The organism is Pseudomonas guariconensis (assembly GCF_040822035.1).
Lineage (GTDB): Bacteria > Pseudomonadota > Gammaproteobacteria > Pseudomonadales > Pseudomonadaceae > Aquipseudomonas > Aquipseudomonas guariconensis.
Genome location: NZ_CP162012.1, coordinates 3,032,125 through 3,051,385, shown reverse-complemented (window position 1 = coordinate 3,051,385; position 19,261 = coordinate 3,032,125). Strand labels below are relative to the sequence as shown.

Sequence of the window (19,261 nt, the reverse complement as noted above, 5' to 3'; positions counted from 1 at the left end):
CGATAGGCCTTTGCGGGAGGTGCAATGCGCGTTCCAATGCTAGGCGTCATCACAATGATGTTGTGCCTAGGCGGCACGGCGAGCCTCGCCCAGACGGCGACGACAGCGCCTGCCCCGGCTGGCGAGCCGGCGCCGAGCACGGGCGCCGCCAAGACGGCCGTGTTCACCCAGGAGCAGTTGGATCAGATGCTCGCGCCCATCGCGCTGTACCCCGATGCGCTGCTGGCACAGGTGCTCATGGCGGCCACCTACCCGGGCGAGGTCGCCGAGGCGGTGACCTGGTCCAAGGCCAACAGCACGCTCAAGGGCGACGAGGCGGTCAAGCAGGTGGCCGGGCAGACCTGGGACCCCAGCGTGCAGGCGCTGGTGGCCTTTCCGCAGGTGCTGGTGACCTTGGGCCAAGACCCGGTCTGGGTGCAGCGTCTGGGAGATGCCTTCCTGGCCCAGCCCGACGACGTCATGAACAGCGTGCAGCGCCTGCGTCACCAAGCTCAGGCAGCCGGCAACCTGCAGAGCAACCAGTACCAGAACGTGACCGTGCAGGCCGCGCCCGCGCCGTCCTCCGCCGGCGGTACCGGCCAGAGCGCAGCGGCCGGCAACACCACCATCATCATCGAGCCGGCCGACCCGCAAGTGGTCTACGTGCCCAGCTACAACCCCAACACCACCTACGGCACGTGGCAGTACCCCGCCTCTGCGCCGGTGTACTACCCACCGCCGCCGGCCTATTACGCAGGTTCAGCGCTGGTGGCGGGGTTGGCCTTCGGCACTGGCGTGGCGATCATCAATTCGCTGTGGGGCGACTGCGACTGGGACGATCACGACATCGATATCGATGTCGATCGCTACAACAACATCAACAACATCGAAAACCGCATCGACAACAGCCAGAACAAGTGGCAGCACAACGCCGTGCATCGCGATGGTGTGCCCTATCGCGATGCCAGGAGCCGCGAGCAATACGGCCGGCAACTGGACGGCGCCCGCCAGCGCGCCGCGTATCGGGGTGACGATGCCCAGCGCGCCGAGGCCCGAGAACGCGCCCGGGCTTCGATGGACCGGCACGGCATCGAACGTCCGGCCACCACCAACCGCGAGGCCCGTGAACGGGCACGCGAAGCCCAGGCTGGCCATCGCCTGCAAGGTGCGACGAACGCACCCCGGGTAGCCGACCGTCGCCAAGGCGATGGCCAGCTCCGCCAGGCTGCGCACAAGCGGCCTACGGCCTCGGCCGGGCGGGCCCGCAATAATGCTTTCGATGGCGTTCGCTCGCCGTCGCGAGCCAACGTGCAGGCCAACCGTGGACGGTTGAGCCAGTCGTTCGCCCAGCGGCCCGGTTCCGCGCGGGCGGCGGGACGTCCGGTGTCCAGACCGGTCAGTGCGCCGATGCGCAGGGGAGGAGGGCGGCGATGAACCTCAAGTTGCTTATGGGACTATGGGCCACAGGCCTTGCCTGGTCGTGCATCGCCTCGGCCCAGCAGGCCTTCCCGACGCCGGAAAAAGCCGTCGAGGCCTTCGTCCAGGCCCTGGGTGTGGAGCACCCCGACGAAGCGCGCCTGGCGCAGCTGCTCGGCGAAGACTGGCGTAACTACATTCCCCGCGGGGGCGTGCAGCGCAGCGACGTGGATGCGTTCTTGCAGCAGTACCGCGAACGACACCGCATCGAGCCAGACGGCGAGCGCAAGGCGATTCTGGCAGTGGGCAACGCCCCCTGGACCTTGCCGATCCCGCTGGTCAAAGGCAATGGCGGTTGGCGCTTCGATCTGAAGGCCGGCAGCGCCGAGATCCGTGCGCGGCGCATTGGCCGCAATGAGCTGGCGGCTTTGCAGTCGGTGCTGGCGTATCACGACGCGCAGATGGACTACGCCACCCAGGATCGCAACGGCAACGGTGCGCTCGAGTACGCCCAGAAAATCTTCAGCAGCCCAGGCAAGCACGACGGCCTCTACTGGACGGACGAAGGCGACGGCCAGATCAGCCCGCTGGGCCCGCTGTTCGGTCAGGACGTAGTCGGCGATGACTGGTATGGCTACCACTTTCGCATTCTCGATGGCCAGGGCCCGTCGGCACCTGGCGGCGCGTACAGCTACCTGATCGGCGACCAGATGAGCCGAGGCTTTGCGCTTATCGCCTGGCCTGCCAAGTACAACGAGACGGGGGTGATGAGCTTCATGATCAGCCATGACGGCCAGGTGTTCGACAAGGACCTGGGGCCTGATGGCGAGAAGGTCGCCAAGGCGATGAAGCGCTTCGACCCGGACGACAGCTGGCAGGTGGTGAAGGTAGACCCAGCCGAGTGAGGGCTGGCACTGAAAGCGCAGGCTGAGCCCTGGGCCGAGCTGTGCAGCGATACGTCGGCAATTGCCGAAGCCCACTTCTTGGCCTGGCTATTTTTTTCGAAGCGCCGGCGTATCTACAGTCGCAGGCGAGAGGCAGGCCTCTGTGCGGCTGCGGGCTCACCGGCGAAAGTGTCGCTACAGGCAACGCAACGACAGGGTGCCGGGGCTGCCTGTGCAGTCCTGATTCAGAACTTCTTGCTCGCACTTCCTACCCAGGTCGCCGAACACAGGTCATCGAACCCATAGCTGCTGGCGCACTCGGTCTTGGACAGGTCGGTGTCGATGTACGACAAACTCCAGGTCAGCCCAGCCAGTTCACGGGTCAGCTTCACTTCCCATTCGTGGTGGTCGGACGATGTCTTGCCATCGCCGGCCGTGTACATCGGATCCTTGAAGTCCATGCGCCCGTAACGCAGCTGCAAGCCGATCTCCAGCGGCAGGGCGGTTTCGTAGGCCACGTAGCTGTAGAGGGTGTCCTGGTCATCGCCCAGGGCGCTGCCGGTGTCGTTGGAGTAGTTCGCTCCCAGGGTCACGCCGTAGACGGTGAGGGCGGCGTAGTAGTCGCTGAGGTTGTACAGGCTCGACTTGGGGTAGGTGTACTTGAGGTAGCCCACATCCAGGCTGACTTCATCGGTGGCCTGCCAGTACCAGCCGGCGTAGTAGTCCACCTCCTGGCGGGTCTGGGTGCCGAAGCCAAAGTCCACATTGGAGGTCCAGGCGCCGAGGTACAGGCCGCTGGTGTGCTGCAGGGTGATGGCGAGTTGGGCGGCGGGGTCGTTCTGGGTCTGGGAGATGCCGCGGGTACGGTAATCGCTGACCAGAGCGGGTTCGATCTCCAGGTAGAAGTCATCACTCAGGGATACGGCTTGGCTGGTCAAGGGGGCCAGGGTCGAGGCAATGAGCAGGATGCGGCGCATGAAGGTACCTGTTTGTTGTGATTGTTCTGGCAGGTGCGGGCAAAGCGCGGCCTGGCTCCCGGGTAGCCCGGGAGCTTGGCGTGGTGCAGAGGGAGTCAATGTTCGGCTTTGTAGACTTCGCGGCCGCCGAACCAGGTCTGCAGGACGCGGGTGTCGGCCAGGTCATTGTCGGCGACGGTGAGCACATCGCGGTCGAGCACGATGAAGTCGGCTTGCTTGCCGGGCGTGAGCGAGCCGATCTGCTTGTCCAGGCCAATGGTGCGTGCGGCGTTGAGGGTGTAGGCCTGGAACATGGTCTGGCGGTCGATGCGCTCCTTGGGGTTAAGCACGCCCTTGGGGCCTTCGCGGGTGATGGCCTGGTGAATGGCCAGCCACGGGTTGGGCGAGGAAACCGACCAGTCGCTGGCCCCGGCGATGGTGGCGCCGTGGCTGAGCAGCGAATGGGCAGGGTACTGGTAGGGGAAGACATGGGGGCTGACGTAGGGCTTGACCATGTCCAAGGTGTATTCGTCGCCCGAGGCCCAGAGCAGCTGCATCGAGGCGATCACGTTCAAGGGCTTGAAGCGAGCGAACTCGGTGGGGTTCACCAGTTGCAGATGAGTGATGGAGTGGGTGACGCCACTCTGGCGGTCCTTGCGCGCTTGGGCGATGCCGTTGAGCGATTCGCGTACCGCCCGGTCACCGATGGCGTGGATATGTACCAGCCAGCCTCGGGCGTCGGCGGCGCTGACCAGCTCGCCGAAATGCGTCGGGTCGATCAAGAGCTCTCCGGTTTTGTGGGAATTGCTGTAGGGCTCGAGCATCGCCGCGCTTTGCGCCGGGTATTCCACCACGCCGTCGGCGAATATCTTGATGCCGGGCAGTGTCAGGTTGGGGATGCCCTGGAACTGCTGGCGAACTTTGTCCAAGGTGTCGAGATCGGCCGGCAGGCTCTTGGGGTTGGCCACCAGCAGCGCAGCGACATGGGCATTCAACTGGCCTTTCTCGGCCAGGGCCTTGTAGGCCGGCAGTACGCCGATGGATTTTTCCGTGGGCTGGAGGCTGAACACCGACTCCCCAGGTGCGGCGTTGGCGGCCGGGTCCATCCAGGCGGTGATACCGAAGGCGTTGTTGTATTTCACCGCAGCGTCGGCGGCGTGCAGCAGGGCGTCGGCGCTGGGGGAGGGCATGGCGGCGCTGATGCGGTCCCAGCCTGCATCCACGGCAAAGCCATTGGGTGTGCCGTCTTGTTTCTTCCCCAGGGTGTCGCGTTCGGCGGCGGGCAGGGTGGCCAGGAGCCTGGCGTCGATACCGGCGCGTTCGAGCATGGCCTGGTTGGCCCAGGCGGTGTGGTGGTCGCTGCCAATGAACACCACCGGGACCTTTGCCCACTCGCCGTGGTTGAAGGTCGCGCCCAGCTCCTCGGCCTTGGCCCAGTAGGTGGAGCTCACCCCGACCACGGTCAGCACATCGCCCTGGCGGGCTGTGCCGTCGTCACGCCAGGCGCGCAATCGTTTTTCCAGCTCCGCGGTGGGCACGTTCTCCTCATCGGCCAGGCTGGCTGCCGACAGCTCCAGGCCACCGAAGATGGCGTGGGAGTGGCTGTCGATCATCCCCGGCATGACCCGCTTTCCGCCCAGGTCGATGACTTGGGTCGTGCTGCCGGCCAGAGCCTTGATCTGGGCATCGGTGCCTACTTTGAGCACTTTGCCGTCCTGTACGGCCATGGCCTGTGCAGACGGGTGGGCGGGGTCGGCGGTGTACAGCTTGCCATTGAGCAGCACCAGATCCACAGCGGCCATCGAATCCATCGAGGCAAAGGCCAGCGCCACGGACAGCAACGTAGGCGTGAAACGTCTCATTGCAAAACCTCTTGTTTTTTGGGGGCTGTTGGCGAGACTAACGGCTGGCCCGGGCAGGCAGAACGCCCGAAATGCGCAAAAGCTTTTTTCCTGAATGGAAAAACCATGGACAAGTTCGCCGCCATCACCATGTTCGTCGCCACTGCCGAGCACGGCAGTTTCAGCCGCGCCGCCGAGCAATTGGGCAAGACCCCGTCGGCCCTGACCAAAGCCGTGAGCCATCTGGAGGATGACCTGGGCGTGCGGCTGTTCGAGCGCAGCACGCGGCGCACGGTGCTGACCGAAGCCGGCAAGGTCTACCTGGAAACCGCGCGCCAGGTGCTCATGCGCATGCATGAAGTCGGCGAAGTGGTGGGGCAGATGCAACATGGCTTGCATGGGATCCTGCGGCTGACGGCGCCGCTGGCCTATGGGCGGGCCTTTCTGGACCAGGTGTGCTCACAGTTTCTGCGCGACTATCCGCAGATCCGCCTGCGCGTGGACCTCTCCGATGACTTCGTCGATCTGGTGGAAAGCGGCTACGACCTGGCCCTGCGCGAAGGGCACAATGACTTGCCCGGGTTGATCGCCAGGGAGGTCGGCCGCAACCGCCTGACGCTGTGCGCGAGCCCCGACTACTTGGCGCGCAACCCGATACCGGTCACACCCCAGACCCTCGATCAGCACGACTGGCTGTTGTATCGCCATGCCGCCCTGAGCCGCACCTACTGGTGGGTAGAGAAGGACGGCGAACGTCTGAGCCTGCTGCAGCCCACCCATGCTCGACTGGAAAGCGACAACTACGACCTGCTGCTGGCCAGCGCGCTGGCCGGTGGCGGGTTGTTTCATGTGCCGCTGTGGAGTGGCGCGCCCTATCTGGCCGATGGGCGCCTGGTGCGCTTGATGGAAGACTACGCGATCGACCCCGACGCCTTCGGGCCGAAGATCCTGGCGGTGTACCCCAGCCATCGGCGAGCGACGGGGAAGGTGCTGGCGTTCATCGAGTACCTGGCGGCATACCTGGAGTGCACGGGGTTGGCCTAGCCTTCGATGGTCGGCTCGTTGGCTGCGCTGTGCTCGAACACATGGACACGGTTGCGTCCCGCGGCCTTGGCCGCATACAGCGCGTCGTCCGCCAGCGCCAGCAGGCGCGAGAGTTCGTAGCCGGCGGCCTCGCTGGTGACGACGCCGATGCTGACGCTCAGACTCCCTGGCGTGGGCAGTGCAGCGCTGTGAAAGCGCTGACGAATGTTCTGCGCGACCAGGGTCGCGATCTGCTCCCCCGCACCGGGCAGAAGGCAGGCGAATTCCTCGCCGCCGATCCGGCCGAACACATCGCCGTGGCGCAGGTTGCGGGTCGCCAGCTGACTGAAGGCGATCAACGCCTGGTCGCCTGCCTGGTGACCGAGGCTGTCATTGAGGCGTTTGAAATGGTCCAGGTCGAACAGCAGCAGGGTGATGGGGGTGTGGGTGCGTTTGGCCTCGGCCAGGATCTGCTCACCTTGGGTGATGAATGCCCGGCGGTTGCCGATGCCCGTCAACTCGTCGGTGTTGGCGGCCGTCTTGTACTTCTTCTCGGCCTGCTCCTTGACCATTGCCAGGGTGATGTAAGCGATGCCGGTGGCATAGAGCATCGACTCGAACAGCATGACGGCAAAGAACCGTGCGCCATCGCCACTGCCGGACAAGGCGTTTTCCAGCGAGAGGCCTTCATCGACGATGAGGCGCACGATGTAGAAGATGGTGTGCATGCCCAGGATCAACAGGGCCGGCATGTACGCCATGTCCAGGCGATTGCGGCTGCGCCACAGCTCGACGATGCCCAGGCCCGAGTAGGCCGCGGCAAGGGTCGAATACACCGTGATGCGCAGTGACAGCGAGTCGTAGAACACCGGCGTGAAGCAGAACAGCAGCCACACCACCACACCCATGGCAATGCCGGGCAAGTAGGGCGCGCGCCCGGCCAGGGTGCGCATGGCTGTCCAGCCCAGTGCGGCTGACAACAACAGCACGATATTGCCCAGCACCAGGGGAACGAGGTCGTAGCCGCGCTCGCGCAGGCTGATCAAGGCGACGCCCACCGAGGCCAGCAACAACATCGCGCCCAGATAACCCAGCGGCCGCTCACGTTTGCCACGCGCCCAGGTGTGCAGGGTGAGTGTGCCCATCAGACCGAGCAGGAAGACGGTGACGAGAATGAGGGTGGGAATACTCAAGAGCACGGGAAGTCCTTTGGGCTCGGCGGCAGGTCCATCAGTTTTGCCATGTTAAGCGCCAGCGTGACAGTTTGCCAATGTGCGGAAAGTTATTAAATTCGCTATGGGTGGGGCTGTCGTTAATGTCGCAAGAATAAGCTCACGGATGGCGTACTCTCGGGAAAAAGTATTTTTAAACAATCTGTTAATTGTTCGGGGAAGCATTATGCCGGGCCGGTTGGTCGGGCTTGCGCAGGTGACCAAGCACGGTGCATGCAGGCCCGGGAGCGAGCCTGAACAGGCTGGGAGGCGCCCTGCGCCTGGCCTGCCGGGCGCCGCGCCCACGGCCGAAAAGCACAAGACTTTCGCGGGGAAAAACCGGATAATGGCCGCCATTTTCGTTTTGCTCGTTATCACGGTATCCCCCGCATGGAAATCAAGGTCAACTTTCTCGACAACCTTCGACTTGAAGCCAAGTTTGATGACTTCACGGTCGTGGCCGACCAGCCGATTCGCTATAAGGGCGATGGTTCGGCACCGGGGCCGTTCGATTATTTCCTGGCCTCTTCGGCCTTGTGTGCGGCGTACTTTGTAAAGTTGTACTGCAATACACGAAACATTTCGACCGATAATATTCGTCTGTCTCAGAATAATATTGTCGATCCGGAAAACCGCTATAAACAGATCTTCAAGATCCAAGTGGAACTGCCGGCGGACATCAGCGAAAAAGACCGCCAGGGCATCTTGCGTTCGATCGAGCGATGCACGGTGAAGAAGGTCGTGCAGACCGGTCCTGAGTTCGTCATCGAAGAGGTGGAGAACCTCGATGCCGATGCCCAGGCATTGCTGATGGTGGACACCGACCCGAGCGCGAGCACCTATATCCCAGGCAAGGACCTGCCACTGGAGCAGACCATCGCCAACATGTCGCAGATCCTGGCCGGTCTGGGCATGAAGATCGAGATCGCCTCCTGGCGCAACATCGTGCCCAACGTATGGTCGCTGCACATCCGCGATGCCCACTCGCCGATGTGCTTCACCAACGGCAAGGGCGCGACCAAGGAGAGCGCCCTGGCGTCGGCCCTGGGCGAGTTCATCGAACGCCTGAACTGCAACTTCTTCTACAACGATCAGTTCTGGGGCGAGGACATCGCCAACGCGCCGTTCGTGCATTACCCGGACGAGCGCTGGTTCAAGCCGGGCCGCAAAGACGCGCTGCCAGCGGAGATCCTCGACCCGTACTGCCTGGAAATCTACAACCCTGAAGGCGAGCTGCGTGGCTCGCACCTTTACGACACCAACTCTGGCAACGTCGAGCGTGGCATTTGCTCGCTGCCCTATGTGCGTCAGTCCGACGGCCAGGTGGTGTATTTCCCGTCCAACCTGGTCGAGAACCTGTTCCTGAGCAACGGCATGAGCGCCGGCAATACCCTGGCTGAAGCGCAGGTGCAGTGCTTGTCGGAAATCTTCGAGCGGGCGGTCAAGCGCGAAATCCTCGAAGGCGAGCTGGCATTGCCGGATGTGCCGCAGGAGGTACTGGCCAAATACCCCGCTATCCTGGCCGGTATCCAGGGGCTCGAGGAGCAGGGTTTCCCGGTACTGGTCAAGGACGCCTCGCTCGGCGGTGAATTCCCGGTGATGTGCGTCACCTTGATGAACCCGCGTACTGGCGGTGTGTTCGCGTCCTTCGGTGCACACCCAAGCTTCGAAGTGGCGCTGGAGCGCAGTCTGACCGAGCTGTTGCAGGGGCGCAGCTTCGAGGGCCTGAACGACCTGCCTCAACCGACCTTCTCCAGCCATGCGGTGACCGAGCCGAACAACTTCGTCGAGCACTTCATCGATTCGAGCGGCGTGGTGTCCTGGCGCTTCTTCAGCGCCAAGGCCGACTTCGAATTCGTCGAGTGGGACTTCTCCGGCCACGGCGAGGATTCCAACGCCGAGGAGGCCGCCACGTTGTTCGGCATTCTCGAGGGCATGGGCAAAGAGGTGTACATGGCGGTGTACGAGCACCTCGGTGCAACTGCCTGCCGCATCCTGGTGCCGGGCTACTCGGAAATCTATCCGGTGGATGACCTGATCTGGGACAACACCAACAAGGCCCTGTTGTTCCGTGCCGACATCCTCAACTTGCACAGCCTGGACGATGACGCCCTGGCGGCGCTGGTCGAGCGGCTGGAAGAGAGCGAGCTGGACGACTACACCGACATCACCACCTTGATCGGCGTCGAGTTCGACGACAACACGGTCTGGGGGCAGTTGACCATCCTGGAGCTCAAGCTGCTGATCTACCTCGCCCTGGAGCAGTTCGAGGCGGCGAAGGAACTGGTGGAGACCTTCCTGCAGTTCAACGACAACACCGTCGAGCGCGGGCTGTTCTACCAGGCCTTGAACGTGGTGCTGGAAGTGGAACTGGACGAGGACTTGGAGCTGGCCGATTACGAAGCCAACTTCCGCCGCATGTTCGGCGATGCGCGCATGGATGCGGTACTGGGTTCGGTCGATGGCAGCGTACGTTTCCATGGCCTGACACCGACGAGCATGAAGCTCGAAGGCCTCGACCGCCACCTGCGCTTGATCGACAGCTACAAGAAGCTGCACAGCGCCCGGGCCAAGGTGACCCTGCGCTAAGCCAGTCGCCAGCCCTGGTGGCTACCGGGGGCGCGGTGCGCCCCTTTTCGCGGCCCTTCGCCGCTCCCACAGACGCCGTAGTCCTCCTCGCACAGTTTTTGCGGATGAACCCGCTCCCATCGGATCGGCACCGATCCTGTGGGAGTGGGTTACCCGCGCAGCACACGCTGCACAAAGGCTTGGCTTTATGCGCAGGCGCCGGCCAGCGCCTTGCGTCTGCCCATCAGCCAGTAATAGGTCAGCGCTGGGAAAATCAGGCCGACCGCCCAGGCCAGGTCAACCCCTTGCAGGTGGGTGGCGATGGGCCCGGCGTACATCGAAGTATTCATGAACGGCACCTCGAGCACGATGGTGACCAGGAATACGCCGATCGCGACGCCATTCACCCGTCCATAGATCCCGCTCGGCCGGAAGATGTCTTCGATGCGGTATACCCCTTTGCGCACGACGTAGTAGTCGACCAGGTTGATGGCCGTCCACGGGATCAGGAAGTAGCTCATGAAGAAGATGAAGTTCAGGAAGAACGCAATGAAGTCATCCTGGGCAAGCGTGCACAACCCTGTAGCCGCAGCGGCAATCACCAGCAGCAACCCTGCCCGCACCCACGCGGTGACCTTGAGTGCGGTGAAGGGTTCGATCACGGTCACTGTCGACATGAATGCTCCGTACAGGTTGAAGACGTTGATGGCGATCTGACCGTAGAGCACGAAGGCGAACATCAACACCGTGCTGCCGCCGAGCAATCCCACCAGGTTCAAGCCAACGTTGTCTCCGAACCCGGCCATCGCCTTGGCCAGCACCGCACCCAGCAGCATCATCCAGCTCCCGCCGATCACCGTGCCCAGGTAGCTGTACCAGAACACCTGCTGCGTCGGGGTTTCGGTAGGCAAGTAGCGGGAGTAGTCGGCCACGTAGGGCGCATAGGAAAGTTGCCAGGTGACCGCGATGCTCACCGAGGCGAGGAAGGTCGGCAGGCTGAAGCCCTCGAGCGACCATTGCCCGGCGGGCACTGGCAGGCTCAGTGCCAGCCAGGTCGCGATGCCGAACACCCCGAGCGAAGCCAGCGTCAGCAGCTTTTGCAGGCGATGGATCAGTTGGTAGCCGAACAGCGCGACCAGGAAGCACACCGCACCCAGCACCACGATGTTGCCGCCATTGCCGATCGGGCTGGCGCTGGCGACGGCCTGGGCGGCGAGCAAGGTATTGCTGACGAAGAAGCCCAGGTAGATGAGCATGACGAACAACAACGGCACGATCGCGCCATAGACGCCGAACTGGGCCCGACTCTGGATCATCTGTGGGATGCCCAGCTTGGGCCCTTGGGCAGAATGTGACGCCATGAAGAGGGCACCGATCATCGAGCCCAAAAGAATTGACAGCGCACTCCAGAACAGGTTGAGGCCCAGGCTGATGGGCAAGACGCCGGCCGCGACCGTAGTGATGTTGGCATTGGCGCCGAACCACACGAAGAACAGCGAACGCGCCTGGCCGTAGCGCTCGCCCTCAGGGATGAAATCGATGCTGCGATTTTCAACTTTCATCAGGATCTCTCCACACTCAGCAATCATGGGCAAGGCGGTGTTCGAAGCGTTGGATCGCGTCGACGAATGCCTCGGGGTGGAAGGCGAGGTGGTCGGGCGTATCGGTGCGCACCGAGCCTGCCGGCTGCTGCTGCCAATGGCGCAGCAGCTGTGACGTGGAGAAGATCTCCAGCCCGTAGATCCAGTTGGAGAGGATCATCAGGGCTGAATAGTGCGCACCCAGCGTCGTGGCCGTGCAGGCATCGGCGACCAGGCTCAGGGTGAAGCCGTGCTGGTAGGCATCGAACACGCTGGTCATGACGCACACATCGGTCAGCACGCCGAACACCACCAGATGCTCGATCCCCTGGCTTCGAAGCCGCTGCGCCAGGTCGGTGCCATGGAAGGCGCTGTAACGGTGCTTGTCCAACACCTGGTCGCCGGCGTGTGGCGCCAGGGCGTCGAGGACCTCCACCGCCGAGGTGCCGGCGCGGTAGCTGGTCGGTTGGCCATGCTCGTCCACCGGCTCCCCGTGCGCCAGGTCGTGGCCTTGGGCGTTGTTCACGTGGCGGGTGTAGATCACGGGGATGGCAAGGCGGCGGGCTGCGCCGATGAGGGCGCCGGCGTTGCCGACGACTTGGTCGAAACGCTCCAGGGGGAAGCCGTCCTCCTGTTGCAGGTCGATCACGAGAAGTGCGCTGGTACAGGTCATGGTAAATCACTCGGGTACAGTGCCCCTGGCGCCGTCGCAGGAGGCGCCTTGAGGGCGAACGAACAGTCGCAGCGTCCAGGCGAGCCGGGCGCTTGTGGGAAGGTCGAGACGACGCTCGAAGGGGACTTACGCGACTATTTGCCAGAACCCGTTCTGTTTGGCTGCCACGCAGGCAGGCAGGCGTGGCAGGGTGACCTGGGCGGGCGCGCGCCCATGGCGAAGGAAGCCTTGCATGGCACTGGGCAGGTCATGTCTGTCAACGCCTGCCCTGCAGAGGGCAGCGTGACGACGATTGCCTGTGAGAGTGAAAAAAGTGCCCATGTGAGGTGCGCCTTGGAACGGTTGAGCAGGAGCAAAGCAAACGTCGGGCCATTATTGGCGTTTTGGCCGTAAGGCGCATTGCAGGGGCATTTGGGGTGCTTAGCGGGGGCGTGTTTCTAGGTATACCGTAATACGGTGATACCAAAAGTAGCGATTTGCGCTGAATCAACAGGCCGTGAGGTCCAGCGCGGCATCCTTGATCCAGATCCGCGCCCCGGCATCGCCCGCCACCGCCTGAACCGCAGCCCCCGGCGGTCGGCGCATCCAGCTCCAAGGCCGCAACGCGAAGTCGTCACCTTGTAACTGGCCGTCGAGTACGAACAGCTCCAGACCTCGCGGGTTGGCAATGTTCAGTGTCTGTCCGGGCTGGGCCTGCTGCACCCAAACCCGTTCATGGATGCTTTGCCACAGTAGCTGGTCACCCTGCTCGGGCACCTGTGCGACCACGCGTTCATGGTCCTCGGGATGGAACTGGCGCAAGTGCACGAAGATGACGCAGCCCTGGGCAGACCCCGGCGAGTGCTGGCTGCCGGGTGGGTTGCGTATGTAGCTGCCAACTGGATACTGACCCTGTTCGTCCTCGAAGACCCCCTCCAGCACCAAGAACTCCTCACCCCCCGGATGGGCGTGGGCATTGAACCGACTGCCAGGCGCATAGCGCACCAGCGAAGTGGCGCGGGCCTGCTCCTGTCCGATGCGGAACAACAGGCGTCGCTCCACCCCGGCTTGCGGGCTGGGAATCCAGGGCAGGGCATGTCCATGCACGATCACCGTTTGCCGCAGGTCGGCATTGATCAGGGCCGGCATTACCATCGAAGTCATCTCCACACATCCGACCGACTGATGATCCACCGCCATGGCCCGAAAATCGAGCGTAAAAAAAGCCCAGCGCTGGCGCTGGGCTTGGGCGTCTCCGTTACTGCACGACGCCGTTGTACACCACCGTCGCGACGCCATCCTTCTTGATCGTCAGCTTGTTGCCCTCGGCCAGCGACTCGACCACTTCGGAGCAGCCATCGACTTCCTGTTTGCCGTCCACGTACTCGCCCTTGGCGTCGAAGCTGAAAACATAGGTGGACGCGGGGCAGGCGTTACCACCTTCACCGGTGGACACCACCACGACGTACTTGCTGGGACCGAACGAATAGGCCTTCTCGATGGTGACATAGCCGGTGGCTTCGACATCTTCGACGACCGACTCCATGACGTTCACGACGCCGGCCCGCGACGGGTACATCAGCGCGGTCCCCAGTTCCATGCGCTGGATGCTGAAGGGACCTGCGCTGTCGCCGCTGACCAGCAGCGTTTCGTAGGCCATGGTCGGTGCAGCGGGGGCCAGTTCCGGCGCCACCGGGTGCTTGGCGGCGAGGGCTTGCGGGGGCTGCGGGCTGACGCACTGGCCGCTTTCGCAGATGCGATCGCCTTTGCAGTCGATGTCCTTGGCGCATTGTCCGGCGGGTACGGTGGCCTGGGCGGTGTTCTGCTCGGTTTTGTCACAACCGGCCAGGGCCAGTGCGACCAGGGTGCAGGCAAACAGACGCTTCATGGGGTGAAGTCCTTTTCCAGAAAAAAAGTGGTGGCACAATAGTATCGCGCAATCGCGCCAGGTTGTCTCAAACGCTTGATTTCAGGCGCGTATCAGCGTGTGCCCGAACGCTGTCGCTTGATCCGGTACATGTCGTGATCGGCATGGCTGAGCAGCGCGTCGGCATCCTCGCCGTCCGCCGGGTAGCAGGCCACGCCGATGCTGCAGGAAGGCATCTCGACCTCGCCGAACTCGGCGCCCAACGGCTCGGCCATGGCCGCGAGGATCTGCGCGATCTTTTCGGCCACCGCGCTGTGCGACGGGATGTCGGTCAACAGCACGATGAACTCATCACCGCCCATGCGTGCCACGGTGTCGGTCTTGCCCACGCAGGCTTCGAGCCGTCGGGCGACCGTGCACAGCACGCGGTCGCCCGCCGCATGGCCATGGACATCATTGATGCCCTTGAAGTCGTTGATGTCCACGAACAGCAGCGCCAGTGCGCTCTGTTGGCGGTGCGCCGTGCGCAGGGCCGATTCCAGCCGGTCATTGAACAGCGAGCGGTTGGCCAGCTGGGTCAGCGGGTCGTGGTGGGCGAGAAAGCGCAGCTCCTTCTCGGCCTGGGCCAGGGCCGTGACGTTGCGCGCCACGCCGATGCGAGCCCCGACCTCATCGGACCAGAAGGCCGCCCACAGGATGTGCACCACGCCGCCATCCTTGCGGATGTAACGGTTGCGAAAATCCACATGGGGCTGGCCATTCATGATGCGGATGATCGAGGCGCGGGTGGCTTCCAGGTCGTCGGGGTGCATGTAGTGGGTGATCGGGGTGCCGACCAACTCGCTGGCTCGATAGCCGAGCAGGGTTTCGCAGGCGTCACTCACGAAGACGATTTCGTTGTCCCGGTCGACCACAAAGACCGTGTCCAGCATCAGGTGGATCAACTTGGGGTAAAGCGCTTGGAGGTCGACGGCCATAGGTCAGCGGAGTCCGGTGCAGAAGGGCGTTCGCGGCGCAGGACAGCATACAAGGCTCATGCCTGCGTCACTACTGGGGCGGGCAAGAAAACCCTCGCTGGCGATGGCCGGCAAGTCGTTCAAGTTCTTCTAGAATTTCGCTAATGCGGGCACCGCTCTGTTGGGAGCCTGATCCTGGTCTCGGCGGTGCTGCTGTTGCTCAATGTCAGCGATACGCTGCACCGCTTGGCCAAGTTGCCTTACCACACGGTGCTGCTGGTGGTGTTGTGCGTGCTTTAACTGGTTCTGGCTTCACGGGTGGTCGAAATCGTCTGAAGTTTCACGGGCCAATAGTCGCGGTTGAAATCTTCAGGCAGACCGGCCAGGCTCTGCAGCTTTTGATTCTGGAGTCCTCCAAATGTGGGGAAAACCTGCGCGCCAGAGCCCGCCATGGGCCTTGTGCACCTTGCTCGCCATCAATCTCGCCCTGGCCGCCGGCTGCAGCAGCAAAGCCAGCACGGCTCGGTATGCCGCAGCGACGGCGGGGTCTAACTGCTATGCCAAGGCCTTGCCGACAGCGGGCGAGGGCGGTCTGGCCTGGGGGGCGAGCATGAGCATTGCCCGGCAAAAGTCCCTTCACAACTGCATGCGCTACGCAAGCCGCTCCGGCGGTACACCGCATACCTGTCAGGTGGTGTTGGCCAAGTGCAAGCGCTGATGGCCCGAGCCCTGTGACCGAAAAACCTTCATCTTTAATGCCTGTGGCGAAAGTTCGTACATCGGCGCGACAAGTTGTCTGCTTGACTTTGCCAGAGGCGCGGTCGTTGCGCTAAACTTGACGCCAAGGTCAGTTTTTGTGATTTCCACTCCGACCTTGCTTTCGGAACGTCAGTGATTCCGCCCTCCGAGCTATCAAGTACCAGAATACGTCATGGGCAGGCGCGCTCTGCCCAGAGGATGAAGCATGACCCACCGTGATATTTCCCGGCGCGCCTTCCTGCAAGGCGGCGTGATTGCGGGCGTAGGGGTGACCCTCGCACCGCTCGGCAGCCCGGCCTTCGCCGCCCTGATGGAAAACAGTGTCACCACTTCCCCGCAGAAGTGGATGAGCCATGACGGCAAGACACGTTTTCGCAACGATGCGCTGTCCAAGGTGTGCGGCAACAAGGTGTTCGCCCGCGACATCCGCGCCAAGGACATGCCCGGCTGGCCGCAGCAGCAAGGCCACGCCCTGTTGCTCAAGACCATCAAGGCCGACCGCATCTATGCAGGCCTGGACCTTGCCTGGCTGGGCGCCGACCTGCAGCCGGACCGCGTCGTCACCGCCGAGGACCTGCACAAGGATGGCATCGCCTGGCCTGAGGCCCACTCGCCGGACCCGCTGCTGCCACCTGGCAAGGTGCCGATGTTCATCGGCCACCCGGTGGCGATCCTGATCTGGAACGACTTCGAGCGTTACCGCCAGGCCAAGCTCAAGCTGCAATTCAACGACAAGGCCATCCGCTACGGCGCCCAAGCGCCGCTGTATCAAGGCGACCCCTATGGCAGCTTCCGTTTCGTGCGGGTGGCGGGCAAGACGCCGTTCGAGGAGGACGAGTTCTCCAGCCTGAAGAACTCCATGCTGTTCCCCACCATCCTCAACCGCAAACCGGTCTGGACCAACGAGCCCAAGCAGCACGGCACCCTCACCGAGCAAGGGTTGTTCTATGCCGATCGCATGGCCGAGCAGCTCAAGCAGGCCCCTGAGGACTGGTTGGTGTTCGACGAGCGCTACAAGACGCCCTCGATCGAACCGGCAGCGCTCGAGCCGGACAACGGCAACGGCTGGTACGACCCGCAAAGCGGCACCCTGCATTTCGTGGTGGCGACGCAGTGCCCCTTCGAGGTGGCACAGGAATGCGTGCACATGATCAAACCGTCGCGCTTTGCCCTCAAGACGCTGAACATGCACCCCGGCTACACGGTCGGCTACGGCTCCAAGGACAACAACATCTTCGTGTTCTACGCTGCCGTCGCGGCCCTGTACGGCAACGGTGTGCCCGTGCGCCTGGCCAACGACCGCTACGAGCAGTTCCAGAGCGGCATCAAGCGCCATCCGTTCGACATCCACTACCAACTGGCGGTGGACAAGAAAGACATGTCGTTCAAGATCTTCCGTGCCGACATGAGTGTCGACGGTGGCGGACGCGCCAACTACAGCTCCTCGGTGGCCGCCGTGGGCGCGACCGCGGCGCAGTCGATCTACTACATGCCTCAGAGCGATCTGGCCGTGACCGCCTACCACTCCCGCGGTGTCGAGGCCGGTTCCATGCGGGGTTATGGCACCCTGCAGACCATGGCCGCGACCGAGATGATGGTCGACGAGATCGCCGGTCGCCTGGGTGTGGATGCCATCGAGCTGCGCCGGGTCAATGCCCTGAAGTCGGGCATGAAGAACACCCAGGGCGCCGTACCCGCCGGGGCCTTGCGCCTGCATGAGATCCTCGACAAGGCCAGCGCCCACGAACTGTGGAAGAACCGCGACGCCTACAAGAAGGCTATGGAAGCCAAGGACGCCGACAACTGGTACGGCGTGGGCTTTGCCATCTGCCAGAAGGACTTTGGCACGGGTGCCGAAGCGCCCATGGCGAGCATCGAATTCACGGCCGACGGGCGTATCAGCCTGCGTCATATCGGCACCGAACTGGGCACTGGCATGTCGACCTCCCAGGCGTTCGTGGTCAGCGACTTCCTGGGGCGTCCGGCCGATGAAGTGAAAACCGCCGAGACCGAGTGGCCGGAGCTGCAACTGGCCACCCACGGCAACCCCTATCTGATGAGCCAGGCCGAGCAGGACGCTGCCCTGCGTGACCCGCGCTGGGTCGGCAAGCTGGCCTCGCCATCCTCGGCGACCAACTCGGCCTTCTACTTTAGCCACGCCACGCGCGAAGCCGCTCGGGTGCTGTTCAACCATGGCCTGTGGCCGGCGGCGTTGTCGCTGTGGCGCCAGGGCCCGTTCGGTGGGCAGGCCAACCCGCTGGTGGTGCGCCGCGAGAACGCGGTCTGGGTCAACGGTGAACTCACCGGCAATGGCCTGGCCCCGATCCCGTTCGCCGAGCTGGCCAAGAAAGCCCATGAGATGGGGCTGGTGACCGGCGTCAGCGTCCACGCATTCAACCGCTGGAGCTGGGCTGAATCCGATTTCGTCATCGATGGCGTGCGTGAGCGCCTGCCGCTCGATGCGATGGCGGTCAAGTACGGCGACGGTGCGCCGAACGTCAAGAAAGCGCAGATGAACAGCGCCAGCTACCACCTGCTGGACCGCCAGAACGCCGCCTATCCGGCCACCCAGCTGAACAACGCCATGGTGACTTACTACAGCCCGGTGGCGACCCTGGTGCAGGTGAAAGTGAACAAAGGCAGCGGCCAGGTGCAGGTACTCAACCACCACAGCTGGGTGGAGTGTGGCCGTGTACTGGTACCGGAACTGGTCAAGGGCCAGCTCGAAGGCGGTATCGCCATGGGCATCGGCCATGCACTGACCGAAGAAATGCCGCTGTACGAAGGTGGCCCGGGCGAGGGCGACTGGAACTTCAACCGCTATCGCCTGCCGATGGCCAAGGACGTGGCAGTGTGGCAGCAGACATCGGAGATCCTGCCGCCACTGTCACCGACCGACCCCTCCAAGGGCATCGCCGAAGTGGTGATGATCCCGGTGGTCGGCGCGATCGGTAACGCCGTGGCCCATGCCATCGGCAAGCGTGTTCGCGACCTGCCTATCACCCCCGCCCGCGTCAAGGAGGCCCTCAATGGCTAACCGCCCGCTTCAAATGACCTTGAATGGTCAAACCGTCGGTCCGGCCGAAGTGCCTGAAGACCTGGCAATGATCGACTACCTGCACGAATACCAGAACCTCACCGGCTCCCGCCTGGGCTGTGGCCAGGGCATCTGCCACGCCTGCGTGGTGATCGTCGACAACCCTGACGGCACCAGCGAGGAAGTGCGCACCTGCATCACCGGCGCGCATTACTTCGAAGGCAAGAAGGTGCGCACCATCGAGGGCCATGCCAAGCATGACGAGGCGGGCAACCTCAGTGAGCTGAACCCGATCCAGCAGAAGTTCGTCGACCGCTTCGCCTTCCAGTGCAGCTACTGCGCACCCGGCTTCGTCAATGCCGCCACCGTGCTGGTGGAAAAGGCCCAGCGCCAGCCGCTGAAAAAGAGCGAGCTCGAAGGGGCCATCGAGGCCAGTCTCGGCCATCACATCTGCCGCTGCACCGGGTATGTGCGTTACTACGACGCCACTCGCGAAGTGCTCAGTGACCTCGGCCTGGTCAAGGAGGGTTGA

General features: G+C 63.4%; 15 protein-coding genes. 7 read left to right on the top strand and 8 right to left on the bottom strand.

Annotated features, from left to right (window positions below; all coding sequences use genetic code 11):
* The first annotated feature begins 24 nt into the window (after positions 1-24).
* Entirely contained in the window at positions 25-1,413 is a 1,389-nt protein-coding gene (locus AB1N67_RS13785; protein ID WP_182815362.1) for a DUF3300 domain-containing protein, read from the top strand.
* Positions 1,410-2,300 carry a DUF2950 domain-containing protein gene (locus AB1N67_RS13780; RefSeq protein WP_367863073.1) on the top strand — a complete coding sequence of 297 codons (891 nt, stop codon included), beginning with the start codon at positions 1,410-1,412 and terminating at the stop codon, positions 2,298-2,300. Before AB1N67_RS13785 ends, AB1N67_RS13780 begins: the two co-directional genes overlap by 4 nt.
* 224 nt (positions 2,301-2,524) lie before the next feature.
* Here the strand turns inward: AB1N67_RS13780 and AB1N67_RS13775 are convergent, their stop codons facing one another.
* Complete coding sequence (locus AB1N67_RS13775; RefSeq protein ID WP_043206993.1) at positions 2,525-3,256, bottom strand: TorF family putative porin; 732 nt, start codon at positions 3,254-3,256, stop codon at positions 2,525-2,527.
* A 95-nt stretch (positions 3,257-3,351) separates the two neighbouring features.
* Positions 3,352-5,097, bottom strand: coding sequence for an amidohydrolase (locus tag AB1N67_RS13770; RefSeq protein WP_367863072.1), 1,746 nt, complete (start codon positions 5,095-5,097; stop codon positions 3,352-3,354).
* A gap of 105 nt (positions 5,098-5,202) precedes the next feature.
* On the opposite strand from AB1N67_RS13770, the gene AB1N67_RS13765 reads away from it, so the two are divergent.
* Positions 5,203-6,120: a LysR substrate-binding domain-containing protein gene (locus AB1N67_RS13765; protein ID WP_367863071.1), complete on the top strand. Its 918-nt coding sequence runs from the start codon at positions 5,203-5,205 to the stop codon at positions 6,118-6,120.
* Here AB1N67_RS13765 and AB1N67_RS13760 read toward each other — a convergent pair.
* Positions 6,117-7,298 (bottom strand): GGDEF domain-containing protein, encoded by a 1,182-nt coding sequence (locus tag AB1N67_RS13760; protein WP_367863070.1) that lies wholly within the window; start codon positions 7,296-7,298, stop codon positions 6,117-6,119. The two genes, AB1N67_RS13765 and AB1N67_RS13760, sit on opposite strands and share 4 nt — an antisense overlap.
* A 402-nt stretch (positions 7,299-7,700) precedes the next feature.
* Here AB1N67_RS13760 and AB1N67_RS13755 point away from each other — a divergent pair, with 402 nt between their 5' ends.
* Positions 7,701-9,899, top strand: a complete 2,199-nt coding sequence (locus tag AB1N67_RS13755; protein ID WP_367863069.1) for an OsmC domain/YcaO domain-containing protein — start codon at positions 7,701-7,703, stop codon at positions 9,897-9,899.
* A 185-nt stretch (positions 9,900-10,084) separates the two neighbouring features.
* Here AB1N67_RS13755 and AB1N67_RS13750 read toward each other — a convergent pair whose 3' ends face one another.
* The 5 genes from AB1N67_RS13750 to AB1N67_RS13730 form a co-directional block, all read right to left on the bottom strand.
* Positions 10,085-11,440 (bottom strand): cytosine permease, encoded by a 1,356-nt coding sequence (locus tag AB1N67_RS13750; RefSeq protein ID WP_182942948.1) that lies wholly within the window; start codon positions 11,438-11,440, stop codon positions 10,085-10,087.
* Positions 11,441-11,456: 16 nt separating this feature from the next.
* A complete protein-coding gene (locus tag AB1N67_RS13745; RefSeq protein ID WP_070571620.1) occupies positions 11,457-12,131 on the bottom strand; it encodes a cysteine hydrolase family protein in 675 nt (224 codons plus the stop codon).
* 486 nt (positions 12,132-12,617) lie between these two features.
* On the bottom strand, positions 12,618-13,274 hold the full coding sequence (locus AB1N67_RS13740) for a cupin domain-containing protein (RefSeq protein WP_367863068.1): 657 nt from the start codon (positions 13,272-13,274) through the stop codon (positions 12,618-12,620).
* Positions 13,275-13,368: 94 nt separating this feature from the next.
* Positions 13,369-13,998: a hypothetical protein gene (locus AB1N67_RS13735; protein WP_367863067.1), complete on the bottom strand. Its 630-nt coding sequence runs from the start codon at positions 13,996-13,998 to the stop codon at positions 13,369-13,371.
* Positions 13,999-14,090: 92 nt separating this feature from the next.
* Positions 14,091-14,954, bottom strand: coding sequence for a sensor domain-containing diguanylate cyclase (locus AB1N67_RS13730; RefSeq protein ID WP_043206975.1), 864 nt, complete (start codon positions 14,952-14,954; stop codon positions 14,091-14,093).
* A 397-nt stretch (positions 14,955-15,351) separates the two neighbouring features.
* On the opposite strand from AB1N67_RS13730, the gene AB1N67_RS13725 reads away from it, so the two are divergent.
* From AB1N67_RS13725 to AB1N67_RS13715, 3 genes are all read left to right on the top strand, one after another.
* Positions 15,352-15,651, top strand: a complete 300-nt coding sequence (locus AB1N67_RS13725) for a hypothetical protein (protein WP_043206972.1) — start codon at positions 15,352-15,354, stop codon at positions 15,649-15,651.
* A gap of 246 nt (positions 15,652-15,897) precedes the next feature.
* On the top strand, positions 15,898-18,729 hold the full coding sequence (locus tag AB1N67_RS13720) for a xanthine dehydrogenase family protein molybdopterin-binding subunit (RefSeq protein WP_289717412.1): 2,832 nt from the start codon (positions 15,898-15,900) through the stop codon (positions 18,727-18,729).
* A complete protein-coding gene (locus AB1N67_RS13715) occupies positions 18,722-19,261 on the top strand; it encodes a (2Fe-2S)-binding protein (protein WP_043206967.1) in 540 nt (179 codons plus the stop codon). The genes AB1N67_RS13720 and AB1N67_RS13715 overlap by 8 nt, the downstream gene beginning before the upstream one ends.